Source organism: Idiomarina solivarensis (genome assembly GCF_033052755.1).
In the GTDB taxonomy this organism is placed as follows: Bacteria; Pseudomonadota; Gammaproteobacteria; order Enterobacterales; family Alteromonadaceae; genus Idiomarina.
In genome coordinates this window covers 200,097-217,986 of sequence record NZ_JAVFHZ010000003.1, presented here as the reverse complement: position 1 = coordinate 217,986, position 17,890 = coordinate 200,097, and the positions used below count along the sequence as shown (strand labels likewise).

At 41.2% G+C, this 17,890-nt stretch carries 18 protein-coding genes; 1 reads left to right on the top strand and 17 read right to left on the bottom strand.

Annotated elements, in window-relative coordinates; genetic code table 11:
* Positions 1–55: 55 nt before the first annotated feature.
* From RBK99_RS06930 to RBK99_RS06860, 15 genes are all read right to left on the bottom strand, one after another.
* A complete protein-coding gene (locus tag RBK99_RS06930) occupies positions 56–1,282 on the bottom strand; it encodes a glycosyltransferase family 4 protein (RefSeq protein WP_317503905.1) in 1,227 nt (408 codons plus the stop codon).
* Positions 1,279–2,352 carry a non-hydrolyzing UDP-N-acetylglucosamine 2-epimerase gene (gene wecB, locus RBK99_RS06925; RefSeq protein ID WP_317503904.1) on the bottom strand — a complete coding sequence of 358 codons (1,074 nt, stop codon included), beginning with the start codon at positions 2,350–2,352 and terminating at the stop codon, positions 1,279–1,281. The genes RBK99_RS06930 and wecB overlap by 4 nt, the downstream gene beginning before the upstream one ends.
* On the bottom strand, positions 2,352–3,458 hold the full coding sequence (locus tag RBK99_RS06920; protein WP_317503903.1) for a glycosyltransferase: 1,107 nt from the start codon (positions 3,456–3,458) through the stop codon (positions 2,352–2,354). The genes wecB and RBK99_RS06920 overlap by 1 nt, the downstream gene beginning before the upstream one ends.
* The gene (locus RBK99_RS06915; protein WP_317503902.1) at positions 3,455–4,549 is read right to left on the bottom strand and encodes a glycosyltransferase; all 1,095 of its coding nucleotides are present in this window, start codon (positions 4,547–4,549) and stop codon (positions 3,455–3,457) included. The genes RBK99_RS06920 and RBK99_RS06915 overlap by 4 nt, the downstream gene beginning before the upstream one ends.
* On the bottom strand, positions 4,546–5,784 hold the full coding sequence (locus tag RBK99_RS06910) for an O-antigen ligase family protein (RefSeq protein ID WP_317503901.1): 1,239 nt from the start codon (positions 5,782–5,784) through the stop codon (positions 4,546–4,548). Before RBK99_RS06910 ends, RBK99_RS06915 begins: the two co-directional genes overlap by 4 nt.
* A gap of 71 nt (positions 5,785–5,855) precedes the next feature.
* Positions 5,856–7,154 (bottom strand): flippase, encoded by a 1,299-nt coding sequence (locus tag RBK99_RS06905; protein WP_317503900.1) that lies wholly within the window; start codon positions 7,152–7,154, stop codon positions 5,856–5,858.
* A complete protein-coding gene (locus tag RBK99_RS06900; RefSeq protein ID WP_317503899.1) occupies positions 7,151–8,338 on the bottom strand; it encodes a glycosyltransferase in 1,188 nt (395 codons plus the stop codon). The genes RBK99_RS06905 and RBK99_RS06900 overlap by 4 nt, the downstream gene beginning before the upstream one ends.
* Before the next feature lie 5 nt (positions 8,339–8,343).
* Entirely contained in the window at positions 8,344–9,426 is a 1,083-nt protein-coding gene (locus tag RBK99_RS06895) for a DegT/DnrJ/EryC1/StrS family aminotransferase (protein ID WP_317503898.1), read from the bottom strand.
* Between the two features lie 5 nt (positions 9,427–9,431).
* Complete coding sequence (wbpD, locus tag RBK99_RS06890; protein WP_317503897.1) at positions 9,432–10,010, bottom strand: UDP-2-acetamido-3-amino-2,3-dideoxy-D-glucuronate N-acetyltransferase; 579 nt, start codon at positions 10,008–10,010, stop codon at positions 9,432–9,434.
* 32 nt (positions 10,011–10,042) lie between these two features.
* Entirely contained in the window at positions 10,043–11,014 is a 972-nt protein-coding gene (locus RBK99_RS06885) for a Gfo/Idh/MocA family oxidoreductase (RefSeq protein WP_317503896.1), read from the bottom strand.
* Complete coding sequence (locus RBK99_RS06880) at positions 11,014–12,327, bottom strand: nucleotide sugar dehydrogenase (RefSeq protein ID WP_317503895.1); 1,314 nt, start codon at positions 12,325–12,327, stop codon at positions 11,014–11,016. The genes RBK99_RS06885 and RBK99_RS06880 overlap by 1 nt, the downstream gene beginning before the upstream one ends.
* Positions 12,328–12,377: 50 nt before the next feature.
* Complete coding sequence (locus tag RBK99_RS06875) at positions 12,378–13,361, bottom strand: Wzz/FepE/Etk N-terminal domain-containing protein (RefSeq protein WP_317503894.1); 984 nt, start codon at positions 13,359–13,361, stop codon at positions 12,378–12,380.
* Positions 13,362–13,629: 268 nt separating this feature from the next.
* Positions 13,630–14,895 (bottom strand): type II toxin-antitoxin system HipA family toxin, encoded by a 1,266-nt coding sequence (locus RBK99_RS06870; RefSeq protein ID WP_317503893.1) that lies wholly within the window; start codon positions 14,893–14,895, stop codon positions 13,630–13,632.
* A complete protein-coding gene (locus RBK99_RS06865; protein WP_317503892.1) occupies positions 14,882–15,226 on the bottom strand; it encodes a helix-turn-helix transcriptional regulator in 345 nt (114 codons plus the stop codon). The genes RBK99_RS06870 and RBK99_RS06865 overlap by 14 nt, the downstream gene beginning before the upstream one ends.
* Positions 15,227–15,305: 79 nt before the next feature.
* Positions 15,306–15,512, bottom strand: coding sequence for a Fic family protein (locus tag RBK99_RS06860; RefSeq protein ID WP_317503891.1), 207 nt, complete (start codon positions 15,510–15,512; stop codon positions 15,306–15,308).
* On the opposite strand from RBK99_RS06860, the gene RBK99_RS13525 reads away from it, so the two are divergent.
* Positions 15,430–15,735 carry an ImmA/IrrE family metallo-endopeptidase gene (locus RBK99_RS13525; protein WP_411161972.1) on the top strand — a complete coding sequence of 102 codons (306 nt, stop codon included), beginning with the start codon at positions 15,430–15,432 and terminating at the stop codon, positions 15,733–15,735. The genes RBK99_RS06860 and RBK99_RS13525 overlap by 83 nt on opposite strands.
* Before the next feature lie 103 nt (positions 15,736–15,838).
* Here the strand turns inward: RBK99_RS13525 and RBK99_RS06855 are convergent, their stop codons facing one another.
* Complete coding sequence (locus RBK99_RS06855) at positions 15,839–17,326, bottom strand: Fic family protein (protein ID WP_317503890.1); 1,488 nt, start codon at positions 17,324–17,326, stop codon at positions 15,839–15,841.
* A gap of 203 nt (positions 17,327–17,529) precedes the next feature.
* Positions 17,530–17,889: a nucleotidyl transferase AbiEii/AbiGii toxin family protein gene (locus RBK99_RS06850; RefSeq protein WP_317503889.1), complete on the bottom strand. Its 360-nt coding sequence runs from the start codon at positions 17,887–17,889 to the stop codon at positions 17,530–17,532.
* Position 17,890 lies beyond the last annotated feature (1 nt).

Genomic DNA, 17,890 nt, shown 5'->3' with positions numbered 1-17,890 from the left:
AAGGCCCCCTTATTCAAAAACCATAACTGATAAATTCGAAGGGAAGATAAATAACTCAATCGAATAACACTTTCGCAAGATTTTCTGCAAGTTGTCCATACTCATATTGCTCTAACGCTACCTTACGCCCATTCGCACCCATCTGAGCTCTCTCGCTATCTTCCATACGATAAAGCTTCAACACAGCATCCTCGAGCTGCTTAGCGTCTTCCGAAGGTATTTGAAATCCCGCACCAGCATCTTCGACAGGCTTATAATTACCTGACTCAATACCGTAGATAATCGGTTTACCTGAATACAAATAGTCAAACAATTTATTAGGTGAAACACCGAAACGAAACAGTGGATCTTTCGAAAGCCCTATATAACATCCATCAAACTGAGAGAGCATGGCCTGTATTTCAACTTTAGGAATCGGATTGATGAAATGCACATTGACCAGCCCTTTCTCTAGAACCCGCTTTTGCAAAGTGGCTTTCTCTTTTCCATCTCCCACCAGAATAAAAGCAATTTCCGGAAAATCTCTCAGGCGCTCAGCAGCATCAATCAATGTGTACAATGAGTTAGCAACACCTAATGTTCCAGTGTAGCCAATGAGGAACTTATCCTGAGGAATTTTCTTTTTAGCTGAGTTATTCAATGGAGCATTCTGACTGACTTCTTCCAAAGAAAATCCATTGGGTATCCAAGAGAATTTCTCTTTTTCCATACCTCGTTCAACCATATGTTCCACTGCATTTTTCAAATTGGAAACAACACGATCAGAGTCGCGGTAAGCCCTGTCCTCTACCCACTGCAAAAACCGAATGAACGGATGACGAGGCGAATAGCCACCAATATCCATCAATGTCATCGGCCAAATGTCTCGAACCTCAAAGACTAATCTTGCGCTAAATCGTCGAGCCAAGCTCTTAGCCCCAAAAAAAGAAAGCAGAGACGGAGAGGAACAAACTATGACATCCGGAGAATCTGGAACTATCTTGGCCAATTTTCTAATACGTCTTGAAAAAAGAAACCACCCGATAATTCTGCTTTTGCTATGAGCCTGCTCATAATGAGGCATTCTCACCCAAACAACATTAAACCTATTGTCTTCCTCTTGAAATTCGAACTCCGACCGCATGTCTGGCTTTTCACGCAATAGATGGTGCGCAGAAGAAGCAATCAAGTAAACGTTATAGCCCAGTTTAGCCAGCTCTTTTCCCAAATAATAATGCCGACCAGCAAAACCAGAGTCAGGCGTAGACGCATACTGATTAATTATCCAAACCGTTTTGCTCATGAGCTTGATGTCACCAATTCATTCACAATCCTCTGTACGGCTTCACCGCCTCCATACAACTTTTCGGTATCCTTAACTTTACGCCCTAAGTTCCGGATTGCAGCATCCATGATTTTCTGTTGATTGGCACCAACCAACTCATTTGCACCCGCCTCAATCAGTTCCACCCATTCAGTCTGGTCACGCATGGTTACGCACGTTTTTCCAAAAAAGAACGCTTCTTTCTGAACACCACCACTGTCTGTCAACACTAACTGACAATGATCGAGCAACCACACCATCTCAAAGTATCCTACAGGGTCAATCAGATGGACGTTTAATTCTAGATTTTGTTGGGCAATTAGTTTTCGGGTGCGGGGATGGAGAGGGAGAACAACAGGCGCATGGTTTTTATGTATTTCGTTGAGTGCCTTCACTATACTCGCGAGTCGCAAAGGGTCATCTGTATTTTCCGCCCGATGAAGAGTTACTAAAATAAACTCCTCCGGAACTTCACCATCAGCAGGGGCAATAGCTTTCTCCGCAAACAAAATAGCCGCGTCCTGCATTACATCTCCTACCTGCATCACCTTCACTGGTTTGTTAAGATACCCCTCACTTTCCAAATTCTTAACAGCCGTAGTTGTAGGGCAAAAGAGAATATCGCTAACTTGATCAGTTAAAATACGATTAATCTCTTCTGGCATTCGCATATTAAAGCTACGCAGGCCAGCCTCAACATGAGCAACTGGAATATGTAATTTAGCGGCTGCAAGAGCTCCAGCCAAAGTAGAATTAGTGTCGCCATAAACCAGAACACGGTCAGGCTTATGTTCAAGCAAAGCCTGCTCAATTTCCGCCAACATTCTGCCTGTCATCTCACCATGACTTCCACCGTGAATATCCAGCTGAATATCGGGCCTGGGAATTCCTAGTTGATTAAAAAAAACATCCGACATATTTGCGTCAAAGTGTTGGCCTGTATGCAACAGAATCTCGTCTATGCCCTCCATTTCTTTAATAGCGCGAGAAACAACGCTAGCTTTAATAAACTGAGGGCGTGCGCCAATGATTGTCAGAATACGTTGCATTACTGTCCCTTTCTAAATTCGTTAATAGTTTTGTCATACACTGTCAGCATGTTATGCACACAGGCTTCCCAAGAATAATTTTCTTTTACATGTTTTTGAGCTTCTAAGCCCATCTGTTGACGGAGCTTTCCGTCTAAAACCATTTTTTCTAAAGCATCTGCTGCCGCTTTAGGATCTTCACTCGGAACCACAGAACCAGTTATGCCATCAATTGTGACCTCTGGTAACCCACCGACATTGGAGACAACAACTGGTCGGCCTGCGGCTCCGGCTTCAAGAATTGCAACTCCAAAACTTTCGCTCCGGCTCAAAGCAGCAAAAATATCTAACTTCTCAAGCTCAAAAGGAACCTGAGAATGCGGAACTCGACCAATAAAATGAACACTGTCAGACACGCCCAAACTCTCACCCAAAGCTTTCAGCTCGGACATTTTCTCCCCCTCTCCGACTAAGCGTAACTCTAGCTGTAGAAAGCTAAGGTCTGTCCGAGATTGAAACCTTTTGACCAAATTTGCGTAAGCCTCAATTAAAATATCAATGCCATAGACGTCTTTCATTGATTTAATTGTGCCAATCACCAGTCTATTTTTAGCGTCGTTCGAAATAGGTTGTATGTCCTCGAAAGCCTCGAGACTAACTCCAAAGGGAGTAATCTCGATATTAGTTAGCTCAGGAGCCAATTTACGGGTTTGCTCTGCCATACAACGGCTAGTAGACGCGACTTGATCTGCTGCCAAGAGGTTTTTTCGCACTAGCCATTTATGTAAGAAGGACTTATGAGGAAAGTCGTAAACATCACTACCCCACACTGATAACACCCAAGGACTATAGTTCACTAAACGAGCGGTTGTTCCATAGCCACTAGCGTAATGCGCATTGACGATATCGGGTCGAATTTTTTCTAGTAAGTTTCGTACGGAAGAGGACATTGTGAAATAACCTAAAGTCCCTCTTACCGGTAAGAGATGCATAGCTACAGAATTAGCAAAAAGTTCTTTTACAGGGTGCTGACTAATGACATGCACCTCATGCCCCTGATCGCTCAATCCATTAGCCCACCGGGCAGTATGAATAGACGACGCTGCTGCTAACAGTGCTATTCTCAAGACCTTAGCTCCTCAGCCACTTTATTTGCTCTGGCGAGCCAAGAATGCTTTGGTGCTAATTCTACCAAATTATGTCGAACCGAATCAGCCTCTTGAGGATTCAACAGTAATTGATTCAACAGTACTTTTAACGCCTCTTCTTCATAAGGAATGGTCCATCCTAGTCCGTTGTCTTCAACGAAACGACCCGCTAATGTTTTTTCGCTTGCAATAATCGGCTTACGGTGACCTATATATTCATAAAGCTTTACTGGCGCAGCAAACTCTCGATATTCTTGTGGTTTGATGAAAAGAATTGCGATATCGGCTGCACTTAGAAGTTTCTCCATATCGCCCGCGGACTTATGAACAATTTTAATGTTATCAGTTAATGATGGGTAGCTCCCCCTCACATTGACCCACTCATCTAATCTTGTACAAATAGTCAGCTCGATATTAGGCAATTGCCTTACAACCTCAAACAACTTATGCAACTGGTAATGCTCAGACATGCCTCCAACATAAAAAAGCTTAAAAGGAGGAGCCGTTAACCCTGAGTTTTTCATTTGATAAGTATCGGGATATGAATGGCCGGGTGGCAACGCCTGGATAATATCAAAGTTAACTTCGGGAATATAATCTGCCATCTTAACGGACGGTAAATACAATTTGGTTAATGTGCTTTTATATACCCATATATCAAATTGGTAAGCTAACTTAGCTGCAATCTTTTTTAATCGGTTTAGACCCCCGCCGTAATTATCGAACTTCCAGTATATATCACGATAAAACAAGCCAATGGGGATGCCTTTCTTATTACAAAACCGAAAGAAAAACCAATCAAGAAAAGGGTGTAATGGTAAGTGATGCCGTTCTGTTAAGGTTGTAGGCATTGTAGATGACTCTGAATAAACAAAATCATATTTTTCCCCTTGGCGTATTTTTTCTTTAATCTTAGCGATGCAGTCTTTCCGATCATTAGAGTAACCAGTAACTAAATCAACCTTGTATCCTAAAGATTCAAAAGCAGCGATCATACGTAAAGGTCGAATACCGCTAGCTGATTTAGCGTCGCTATCCAAAGGAAGGGGGAAGTGAAAGATCATATTCATACATTTAAAACTCGGTTTCTAGAGCTAAGTAAATTCAATAATAAAAACAAGCCAAAAAATAGTATAAAATTATTAATAACAGAAGAACTTATAGCCGAAACAAATAAAAACATAAAGATTAAAAAAAATAAATCTAAAGTTTTTGACTTTCTTTTAAAAAAGGAAACAAAAAATAAGAAAATCGATATAATTCCCGGCCACCCCATCCAATAACCTATTTCAACAAAAAAAGAGTGAGGGTTTACAGACATTAAATTCATTCCTTCCGTCATAGGTTTGACAAACTCTCTATAATTTCTAAGCTCCATAGAACCAAAACCTAATTCATCTAAATTCCCTAGAAACCTTAAATAAGAATCAGCTCTTAAACCTACCGAACCGTCTGAAGAAATTCCATTCTCAAAGATTTCAGCTAAAGACTGTATTCTTATGAAGATCCTGTCTACAAAACCATAAACCCCGAGATTATTGGAAATGTAAAAATAGAAAGAAAACATTAATAAAATAGATAATATAAAAAATAAACTTCGTTTAAAAGATAAAGGCTTTTTACTTATAAAAAATAGGCCCAACAAAAAACACAAGACAGCCATTCTAGAAAGTGTCAATAATAATATCAGCGTAACTATCAAGAGACCTATTGTTACTTTATAATCCAAATACTTTTTAATAAATAATAAAAAAAAACCTAACAAAACAGCTACAGAAGCTAGATCATTAGAGTTAGAAAATGATCCTGACAACATGTGCAAAGTATGAGAGCTAACTTCACCATCTTCGCTGGAAGGCAAACTCAAACCAAAGCCGGTAGCTATCTTTGATATCTGCCCTAAAATTATTAATAATTGACCAAAGCAAAATATAACAATACATTTAAATAAAAAGCTTATTTTCTCATAGTTAATTAAGCGATAAGAAGATATGAACATCAAAGGGAGCGATATAAAGAAAAAGAACTCCATTTCTTTAATCACATAGATTCCTTTCTCGAAAAACAAATACAATAAAGAAATAGAGCTAAATAGTATTATAGCGATTAGTGAACTTAACTTCTCTTCGTTGATCTTCAAACCATCATAAAACAGGAAAAATAAAAAAAAGCCAAAACCAAAAATCAATGGAATAACGGATGTCAAATAGTTATTAGGGAATAAGGCAACTAAAAAATAAAATAGAATAAAAGATAAAAAATAAACTTTGTCAATAGTTATTTTTTTAAGTTTAATCAAATTCAATTTTCATTTACCTTTTGGCATAAAAATGATGGTCGATTTAATAATTTTCACCATAATACTTAGTTGGTAATTTAAACTTCTATGTTAGAGGTCTTATTAACGAAATAATATTTAACTAATGAATCAAATGCGTAAGCAATACTAGTCGCGATAGCCGCTCCTAAGATTCCGTAACGAGGTATTAGCATCAAATTTCCACTAATATTAATAGCTAAAACGGCGATTGAAATATACATATTCCATTCTGGTCTTCCCGCAGCAGCAATACAGCTAGCTTGAACTCTTGCACCGGCCCACAGAATCACTCCTGGCACTAGACATAGAAAAGCAGGTAGAACACTTTTATATTCATGTCCGAATAGAGGACCTACAAACCAAACTAAAATCAAAGCAGAAATCAAGCTTATAGCTGCTGTAATTAGTGCAACTAGATAGAAAGCTTTTTTGGTAAGTTTTAATCGTCCTATTGGATCATTAGTCATTGTAGATAGACGAGGATAGGTAACTGTACTTACTGCTTGAGAAGGCATCCAGAGTTTCTCGGATATTTTTATAGCAATTATGTATATACCAGCGGCTGCAGGAGAAATGAAAAAATTAACGAGAAATAAATCAGCTCTATAATTTATAAATGTAATTATATTCGATAAATGGGCCTTCCAACCAAATTTCAAAATCTTTCGATTATATGATGTAGATCTCTTGACCATTACACTAGGTTCATTCTCCTTAGAGTTTAGCTTACTTCTTTTTAATAATACTAAAGTAGCAATAAGAGCTGATAGTTGACTAGCGATAAATACATATATAAGGCTCAAGATTTTTAAATCAAAAACATAAAGTGCAAGGCTTGTACCTACTAGCATTATTACAGGGGGAAGCATTACAGTTAAATTAAATGCTTTGAAGTCTTCTAAACCTTGAAAGATAGCATTTAGAAATGATAAAAGTAAAGTTATTGGAAAAGATAATAAACCTAGAAATAATAAATTTGATGGAATCCCTGGAAAAATTTTATTTCCCCAGTAAGTAATTATTAAATAAGCAACTATAATCCCGACAAAGGATATATATAAGCCTAATTTCAAGTTTCCATTTATAATCTGGGAAACTGAAAAGTCTCCTTTACTAAGATGATATACCGTGGCTGAACCAATCCCTAAGCTCAAAAAGTTACTCATTAGAGTTGGAACTAAAATAGTCATTGCATAAATCCCATTGCCTTCGGGTCCAAGCTCCCTAGCAATTATGACCACAACAATAAGCTGCAATATCGCTGAAATAACCTGACGTCCAAAAGTCATTCCTATATTACGACGTAAAATAGTTCCTGAAGTAAAATGCCTAAACTTTAAAAGAAAAGCACTCATGCACAGTCTGTCTTTTGGTTATTTCTAGTTATTAGTTTTTCATACTCATTTGTAAGCCTGCTAGCAATCGCCTTCCCGGAAAACCGCGCGAAGGCACGTTCAGCTATCGCTTCTGAATCAAAGAATTCCAAATTTTCTAGTAGTTCATACATTGCATCACCAAGTGCATCAGGGTCTCTGACTGGGACTAGAAGCCCGTCATATTCTTGAATTATAGATTCAGGACCTCCACAACGAGTTGCAATAGCTGGCAGACCTGCCATTAAAGCTTCAGCTATTACCACTCCAAAGGTTTCGTAGTGACTTGATACGACCATTACGTCAACTTTTTTGAATAATTCCGGTACTAACTCCGGCGTTATGACACCAAGAAATCGGACTCTATTATTTAATCCTAAATTGATTGCTTCCTTTTCTAGATCAGTTCGAGTAGGACCATCTCCTGCAAGCCAAAGCTCAGCCTTAGCAGATTTAGTGGCAACTCTTTTAAACGCTCTAAGGAGATCCCTTTGCCCTTTATTCTCGTTCATAAATGCGAGATTTAGAAATACTATAGCGTCATCATTCTTAGATATTCTTTTTGGGGAGTTAAAGCGATCAGCAACGACATTAGGAATCCATTGCCAACGCTCTTTCGTTAACGGAAATAAGTTCCCAAGGAGCTGACCAAGCGATGGGCTAACTGAAATAACTAAATCAGCTTTAACACTAGCCCTTTCTGCCAATTTTAACTGCCAGTTCTTGAACGTACCTCTAGCAAACCCACTACTATGTTCCGTCAGTACTATCGGAATACCATGCTCGCTAGCGAGGTCGGTAGCAATGATACCACCAAATATAGATGAGTGAGCATGAATTATATCGGGTCTTCCATGAAGTTTAATATAATTTTTGAACATGTTCTTTGCTGTACGTTTCAAAAGCCAAAAGCTTCCATAAGGTACCCGCGGTAAGAGCGAAATTACCTTTTCTCGATAGGTTGCTATACCTTCATCTAGTTCAAAATCATTAGATTTATCTATTTCAACACGGCCTAATAAGGACCGCAACGAACGTAAGTTTGGAGCAATTACTCCTATCTGGTGACCAAACTCTTTAAGAGCTAACGCTTGATCACGGAAGAAAACGCCTTTGACATCTCCTGGATGGTCTGGGTACCAAGAAGGTATCAGCAAAATATGCATGGGCTTCACTGCTCACCAATAATGTTTACAATTTTTTTCTGTTCTTCCAGAGTGAGATACGGATGCATCGGTAATGACATAACAATATTCGCGGCATCATTACCAATAGCAAGCGACGAAACCCTATCTTCAACAGCGGGTTGTTTATTTAATGGCATAGGATAATGTACTGCAGTTGGAATGCCATTTTCTTTAAGTTTTTGTTGAAGCTCATCGCGATTTTTTACCTTTAAGGTATATTGTGCCCAGACTGACGAATTATATTCTTCAACGAACGGCGTGGCTTCTATACCTTTTTCATTTAGCCATAATGTGTAATTACTAGCAATCGTATTACGCAGCTGTATTTCTTCATTAAGAATTTCTAATTTAGGCTTCAAAATCGCCGCTTGAATAGTGTCTAATCGACTATTTACACCCACTCTAATATGGTGATACCGGCGATCCTGTCCATGCCGGGCTATTTGTCGCATTATGGTAGCTAGCTCGTCATCATTAGTAAAAATAGCACCGCCATCGCCATAACACCCCAAAGGTTTACTAGGAAAAAAGCTAGTACAAGCAATTTTACTTAAGTTACAAGATTTTCTGCCTTTGTAAGTTGCACCAAAGCTTTGTGCACCATCTTCAATAACCGGAATGTTGTGCTTTCTTGCGATCTCATTAATTCGGTCGAAATCTGCACACTGGCCATAAAGTGACACGGGAATAATTGCTTTTGTTTTAGGCGTAATAGCAGCTTCAATGAGCTCAGGGTCAATGTTGTAAGTTTTAGGGTCAATATCAACATAAACCGGCTTTGCGCCTAATAAGGCTACTGTTTCTGCCGTCGCAATATAAGTAAAGCCCGGCGTAATAACTTCATCTCCCGGGCCAATACCTAACGCCATTTGCGCAATTTGAAGTGCGTCGGTTCCGTTTGCCACGGTAATACAGTACTTTGCACCTGTATAATCGGCTAATTTTTCTTCTAACTCTTGAACTTCCGGGCCTAGAATATACTTGCCGTGGGCAAGAACGCGCGCAATGCCTGCATCAATTTTATCTTTAATTCTTGCCTGCTGAGCGGCTAAATCAATAAACTGCATGTTAATTAACCTTCTTTAATCACGGTTTGTCCATTTAACGTATAGGTTGCGCCTGAGTGAGAACATTCAGCTTTAGCATCACCAGTCAACGGTAAATCTAATTGTTCGCCATGTTCACTCATCCAGCCAATTTGTTTAGCCGGTACGCCCACCATAAGTGCATAAGCAGGCACATCTTTATTCACAACGGCTCCAGCACCAATAAAAGCGTACTCACCGATAGTAATACCGCAAACAATAGTGCAATTAGCCCCTAAAGAAGCACCTTTTTTAACTAGGGTGTCCTTATATTCGTCTTTGCGCTCTATCAGCGAACGAGGGTTATACACATTGGTGAAAACCATACTAGGCCCACAAAATACGCCTTCTTCCAAATACACGTTGTCGTAGACTGAAACATTGTTTTGTATTTTACAGTTATCGCCAATTTTCACTCGGTTACCGACGAAAACGTTTTGCCCTAATGAAACGCCTTTGCCAATTTGGGCTTCACCGCAAACATGCACGAAGTGCCAGACACGGCTACCTTCGCCAATTTGAGCTCCGTCATCTACAATTGCCGATTCATGTTGGTAATAACTCATAGTGTGCACCTGTTCGCTTTGAATACTGCGTATTATTTTTTAAGAAGTGATGCCAGAAAAGGATGTGCTTCATTGGCTTCTGCAGATTGCGGCTGCTGAGTACGAATTTGCTCTACGGTTTCCACGCAATGCCGGGCATCTTTAATGCCATAACCACGACCAGCTAATATCTCTTGATAACTAACGGTGTGAAGGTCGGTAAAACCACCTGAAAACTCTAACTCATCACCATCGCAATTAATGGTTCTGTAGGTTGTTTTTTCACCTTTAACTTCGTCCGGTAAATCATTGGCGTCAATGGAAAGTAACCATTTTACTCGTGCTTTTTCATATTCTAAGTAACCAGATGCCTTCAGGTCATCAGCGTAATGAAGCACATTCTTCTGTAACTTCCCAAAAATAAAATGAAGCATATCGAAAAAATGCACACCAATGTTGGTTGCCACACCAAACGATTTTCGCGGGTCACCCTTCCAGCTCTCGAGATACCATTTACCACGAGACGTGATGTAAGTAAGCTCAACTTCGTGCTTCTCATCTTTCTTTGAATTAGCCACCTTATCCCGTAATTCAATAATTGCCGGGTGATGCCGTAACTGAAGGATGTTGTAAACTTTCTTGCCCGTCTCTTGCTCAACCCGTTCTAGTTCATCTAAATCGTTACTCGTTGGAACCAAAGGCTTTTCACAAATAACATCACAACCTAAACGTAAACCAGCGGCTATATGCGAGGCATGCATGTGGTTGGGAGAGCATATCGAAATATAATCTAACTTTGTGCTGTTATTACGTTTTAACTGCCAAGCGTGCTCATAGAAACGTTCAAAATCAGTGAAGAATTCGCTTTGTGGCGAAATGCTGTCAATAATACCAACAGAGTCGTTAATGTCATAAGCGGCACTTAAAGTATTGTTAGTTTCTTTAACTGCTTTCATATGGCGGGGTGCTATATAGCCCGCAGCACCTACAAGAGCAAAGTTCTTATTAGTGTTTGAATCAGTCATTACGCTTTAATCACCTTTCCGTTCTTTTCTCTATACTTGCCACGCGAGTCAATGATTATCCGCGAGTTTTCGTATATAACGTCATAATCAAATTTCTCATGATCAGTTGCCAAAATGACAGCATCAAAACTGTTCAAGTTTTCTGGCGTTAATTCAGTGCTGTGTAAATCAAAACTGTGTTCACGCATTTTAGGGAAGGTTGGTACATGAGGGTCGCTGTAAGCAACTTCAGCGCCCTTATCACGAATAAGCTCCATGATTTCAACGGACGGAGATTCACGCATATCGTCGACATTCTTTTTATAAGCAATACCTAACACCAAAATTCGACTGCCATTTACTGACTTTTGATGCTTGTTTAAACCATCCATGAGTTTGTTTACGACATACTCGGGCATAGCGCGGTTTACTTCACCAGACAGTTCGATAAAGCGTGTATTAAGACCGTACTCTCTAGCTTTCCAGGTTAAATAAAATGGGTCAATGGGAATACAATGTCCACCGAGTCCGGGGCCTGGATAGTAAGGGGTAAAGCCAAAAGGTTTAGTTGCAGCCGCATCCACGACTTCGAAGATATCAATGCCCATGCTGTCTGCAACAATCTTCATTTCGTTAACTAAACCAATATTCACAGCGCGATGAATATTTTCTAATAACTTAGTCAGTTCCGCCGCTTTAGTTGAGCTTACAGGAACAACCTTATCAATAGCGTGCTTATATAAAGCAACGCCAACATCTCGACATGAAGCAGTATGACCACCTACAACTTTTGGAATGGTTTGAGTATTAAAATTGGGGTTACCCGGATCTTCTCTTTCTGGAGAGTACACCAGGAAGATATCATCTCCGACTTTTAAGCCATTCGTTTCCAGTCGAGGAAGCAGTTCTTCTTCAGTAGTACCGGGATACGTTGTGCTCTCAAGAGAGACGACCTGCCCTTTTCTAAGGTAAGGCACCATCATATCGGTGGTGTTTGTAACATAACTAATATCAGGCTCACGGTACTTATTCAATGGCGTAGGAACACAGAGAATAAGTGCATCACATTCTAAAATTCGCTGAAAATCAGCCGTTGCTTCAAAACCATTCTCTAAAGCCGTTTCTATAGCGGCATCGCTAATATGCTCTATACCACTTTTTCCGCTATTTAACTCCGACACCTTACTTTCATCAATATCAAAACCAATGGTTTTATAGTTTAATGAGCTGTAACGCAAGGCTAAAGGTTGGCCAACATACCCTAACCCTAAAATTCCGATCACCGCTTTTTTAGAGTTAAAAAGCTCTACTAAATTTTCTTTTAGTTGTTCCACAAGAATCCCACTTTATTTTTTAACACTTAGTATCTCACCTGACGTAAACGTCAGGCTACGTCCTTACTTTTTCTGAATAAATTCCTGAGTAGTACGAAGCCCACACTTAGAAAGCCGCCTAAAAAGGTACCAATAATGCAGATTAAAGCGCGTGATGGCTTGGCTTTTTGTTCAGGAGCAACCGGAGGATCAATTACCTGGAAAATATATTCTGGCCGCACGTTCGCCAGCATAATGGTTTGGGTTTGCTTCTCTATTAGTTGATAAAACACTTGCTGCATGTTGCTTAATGCGGTTTCCTGAAGCTCTTCATTTAAGTACTCTAAACTGCGCCGCGCCTCTTGAATATCGCGTTCTCGCATATGGTTGTTAATTTCGTCAATTAACCAGGTAGTCAACTGCTCAGCAATTTTTGGCGACTTATGGTTAACCGCAATAGTAACTAAACCAGTTTCATCATCGCGAGCGACGCTAAGCACTTCATTCTTAAAAACTTGTACATACTCCCAACTGCTTGGCCTAGGTTGTTTGGGCGGCTCAACGTCTCTCACCCACTCATCAGTAGCTGGATCATAAATTTCTTTATTATAAACCAGTCCGCTTTGACGGCTCCACTCTTCTACTGCCATAATCTCCGGCAATATATTGTACTTTTCAACAAAACTTTTTATAAACGCTCGGGACTTCAGTATTTCTATAGCAATGGTGGTTTTATCAACCGTGTTACCACCTAAATTAACACCGGCCAGGCTAGCTAAACCGCCTAGCTGACCCGCCATTTGCGATAGGCCGCCACCGCTAGCCTCTTCCGTAGGCGCCAACGTGGCTTCTGACTTATAAATATTCGGCAGGCTTAAAGAGTAAATAACGGACCCCACCGCAAATACAAAGGTAATGGCGATAATCCACCATTTACCTTGCCAGATGATGCCAAAGAGCTCTCGCAGATCGATTTCATCGTCCTGGTAATCCGGATGGCGGTTTGGTTCGTAGTTAAGGGGAGTTAATGGTGCTTTCGGATTGTTATCATTCATTCTGAGGCCTTATTGTTTGCCTGCTTTATAATTTTTACTGTGTTAGGCACGCTACCGCCCATAGGAGGCGGCTCCTATAAACCGATAATGCTGTTAATTTGTTATAATTCGTGTTTCATTGAATTTTGATCAAGCGCGTATCATACCGTATGCAGCCCTTGGCCTACAAAGGCTTTATCACATCTTTTCGTTTGAATTTTGAGCAGTTGGTTCCGTTGGTGGGGTGTGACTCGACGGTGTGCGCTATCCACATATGGGTCAACCAAATTTACATTCGTAATGAAAACGGATTAAGAAATTGGCGGCCCCAGAATAACTTCCGGTCAACTTCGCTGAGTTCAGCTTCATCGCATACGCTTTGCCAGTTTTCCTCTACTACCAATTTTTGATGTTCAAAAATGGTCAGTGCTTCGTCCTCACTCAACAAAAAGTTCGAAGCAGCTTCTAAACAAGTCGCTACTTGGCTGGCATTCTTATTACCCAGAATAAGCATCGCCTGGCCCTGCTCATTACCCGTACGGCCTTGTGGGCAAATATCATAGGCCGGAGTCAGTTGTAGGCTATTACCATCCCAAAACGCGGCATGGTTTCTGGCGTGATCATCCGTATTGCCACACAAAATATTAAATACTAACCGGGAAAACAGTTCCTTAAGCGTCTCTTTAGGATTGATGAAGCGACGGCGGATAATTTCGGCAAGTGTTTCATAACTTGCGTAACGCGCCATCATATCATCAAGCTCAAAAAGCGTTAAAGCAGATACCATTGATTTTCGCGTCCAGCCACTGTCACCTCGCGCCCTGTCAAAACGCTCAATTAAAATCACATCTTTGCCAGCCGCTCTGGTCAGTTTGACCGGTGCGACATGTAGTCCAGCCAACCAAGCCAGGCGCATAGCGATAAATTCAGCCTTTACAACGCTATAGAGATCATTAGAAGCCGAAAACTTGGCGATGTACTTTGTGCCGCCTTGTTCAATAAGTGCTTTCGGACGAGCCCCCCCAATTGAACTACCATGATAAAGAGCCTGATCCAATTCAGGTGTCAGGGTAATGCCTTTTTCCACACGCTCAGCCGACTCTATCAGTTCTTCCATAGTCGCATTCTTCGCCGAGCGAGGAACGTATTCGGTCGGCGATAACTGAAAGTCGAGAGCCCCAATTCTATCTGAGCCAGACTCTAAAAGGTAAGTCAGCTCGCTCAGTACGGTAGTATCAACATCTCTATCGCGTTTTCCTTGTAGTTTATTAATAACCACGCGACGCCCCCAGGCATCAGGTGCCGCGTCGCGAATGCATCCCGGCATACTTAAGCCGTCCAAATTTCTAAGCACTCCCTGTTTTAAAGGGAGCTCGGGTTCATAGATTGGTATCGCGGCAGGCTTTTCGTTAACACTCGCTAAATAGTTCTTACCGTAGTTAAAAAGCAGGTTATCGCCATCAGCTTCAAGCTTTCCGGCCACTACCGGGCTTGTTTCACCAGGTAGCCAAATCCAGACATAAGCTTCCTTATAAGCACGCTCAGAAATCATCATCAACAACCTTTTTCGGTTTACGCGCTCGCTGTGGAAGCAATGTGAGCTTTTCCTCGTTTCGTTTTATATTATTTGCAAGTTTGGAGGAAGTCAGATCAGCGTTGAATAAATGCACGCCGACAATACTGGCTGCCTCAAATACAGCGCCTATTTCACACTTAGGATCACCCTTTTCAATACGCTGGAGCATACTTCTTGAAATACCGACACGCTCAGCAACGTTCTGTGCACTGAGCTTGCGCTCAATACGGGCAGCACGGATCAGCCCTGCCAGTAAAGTCAATGCTTCTTTTGTATAGCGTGAGTAGGTGCGTGTTATAGATTTAGGCATATAAATTGGTTTATATATAAACCCTTAAGCTAGTTAATGAGTTACTTATAAATCAATCTAGTTGATGTCAGGTTAGATGTCAAATGCGCCGCTCAACGGGAACCACCGTCCAGGGGTAGCCCCCCGACGCCAGCATTAAATTCATAATGAAGCGACCTATTCTGCCATTACCGTCGAAGTAAGGGTGAATGTAGACAGGCTCTATCCCGTTATGCTTTCTTGAGAAGTGCGCGGGCAAACCTGTTGCCGATCTGGAACTTCCTATTGATGTCGATTCCTTAGTCAAATCAATTGCAGGTGTTCGCTTTAGCAACGAGCTCGATTTTGAGAACTTAACAAAGTCTGGCTTTGTTAAAGTTGAAAGGGATAACGTCGGGCAGGTTCATTCTATTCATATTTGGGTAAACCCGACTGAGCCACCAGTAAGACAACGTTTTACTCTTGCTCATGAGCTTGGACACCTTGTGTACGATGTATACCCACACATTGATGACAGTAATTACAACTGAACAACTACTCGATCTGTTCAGTAGTAAGTTTGATGTATCTCGCGATGCTATGCGCTACCGCCTGCAAAACCTTGAGTATTTGAAGTAACCCAATAGCATTAGGCTACGAGGCTGGCGGGGTAAACCGGTATTGACGAATCTGCCGGTTAAAGTCAGCAATGCCTTCATCCGGTAACAAGTGGGCTTTATGAGCTTCCAGCGTATCTCTTGCTTCACCATAGTCCGCCCAGTCTATAGATGCGGTATAGCGTTGCAGTTGGTAAAACACTTTAACCAGGGTTTTAAAGTTTCCATCGCGAGTGGCTTTTCTAAGCCCATTCAAATAACTGTCTCTATGCACTGTCGGTACTATCAGTTTGTATTCGCCTGCTGCGTGCAGCTCGGCATTCATCATTATACGTGACAGCCGGCCGTTACCGTCGTCAAACGGATGACATTCTGACACTAAAAATTGCAAGAATATGGCTCTGGAGAGCCCCTCAGGCACCGACTGATAAATGGCAAATGCCTGCGTTAGTGTGCCTACGACATCATCTGGGCTTACAAAAGTACTGCTACCAGCTTTGTTTACTTTCGATTTAAATCGCCCGGGGTTTTTGTCTGGGCGCTCAAACAAAAATTCGAAGTGACGGCGCTGCAGGCTTTCGATAAGTTCGTCAGGCGTTTCAGGCGTAATGCTCATGCCTTGGTAGTCGACCACCTGGTCGTAGATAGAAAGAACATCATGACTGTCTGCATGTCGGTTATTAATTTCACTGCGTTGGAAGACGATTTGTTCCGCCTCGTCAATCTCAAACTCTGTGCCCTCTATGTAATTTGAAAAATAACTTTCGAAAAAAGCTAAGTGATTCCAACCCGACTTATTGTATTCATAAGGTAATTTGGGTAACTGACAGCGCTTAAGGTAATTGGCCAGGTCTTTAAACAGTGCAATGCGATGCACGTCAAACGGTTCTTGCTTAGCACTAGCCAGGCCCACTTCGGTTTTTAATATTGATTCACCTGAATGGGTTGTTAACAAAGCGCTTATAATAGCATTTAATTTTTCAAACTCAGTTTCAAAGCCCTGTTTATTGGCAAACACTCGTGCTTGGTCGCGTATCTGATTCAAACTGTCTTCATTATTGGTTCGTTTAAGTTCAATACACAGGCGCTCCTCCACCCAACTTTGGCCCAGGCTCTTTTTTACTTTAGAGCGACTCACCGTTAAATTTTCTAAATACTGACGAGCTGGTGCGGAGCGCTTCATCTCGGGCAAAAACGGTTCGACAAGGTCGCTGGTTGAACCCGGCCAAATATAAATAGTTAAAATGGACGCAATATCGATGGTTCTGCGCGCCGCCACGGCATCAGCGACAAACACGGTGCCTTCTACTGGACGTAGCTCATGAGCCGTTCTATAAGCCGCTATAGCGTTAGGTAGCAAATAATTAACTATTTTGGCCCAGTCTCTTAGAACAAGATTCGTTAATTCTTCGTAACTAGCGTCAGTATAAATTCCCCGATACAGGCGCTTTAGCTCGCCCTTTTTCTCCCGGCGAGTCAATTCGCGACTTTGTTCTGTTGTTGTTGAGAAATACAATTCAGCCATAAAGCACTCGCTGCTTTTTAGTAGTAGACATAACTATAGCGCAAAATGATAAAACTTACATAACTATCACGTTAAACTGTATTTTTCACATAACTATAACGCTATTATTAAATTCATAATAAAGCGACCCATTCAGCACGGCTCGTTTGGCGGTGGTTGAACTGGGTATATCGCACCTGACACAAGTGTCAGGCTACGCTTACTCACATATTAAATCTCGACGAATCACTACTTTGTGCACGTAATAGCTGGTCGCCCATTCGGATCACGGTATCGGTAAGATAGTCGATAAAACCGTCCTGCTCGATACTGTTAGCGACCGTTGATGAGTGTAGAAAGCGCCGCATTTCCTGCTCAAAATCACCTGAAGCCATATAAGATGGTAATTCTTTTAACCGCCCGGAAAGCGCTTCAAAACCGGTAGTTTGATGATAGTCCTGAAACTTGGTTCGGACTAACTCCGCATCTACCTGTACATTACGCTGATTTAGCCAGGCAATATCCCAAACATCTCGTGCTTTAATCGAACGGCGCAGGGCTAGAGCAACAAATTTTTTGCGCAAG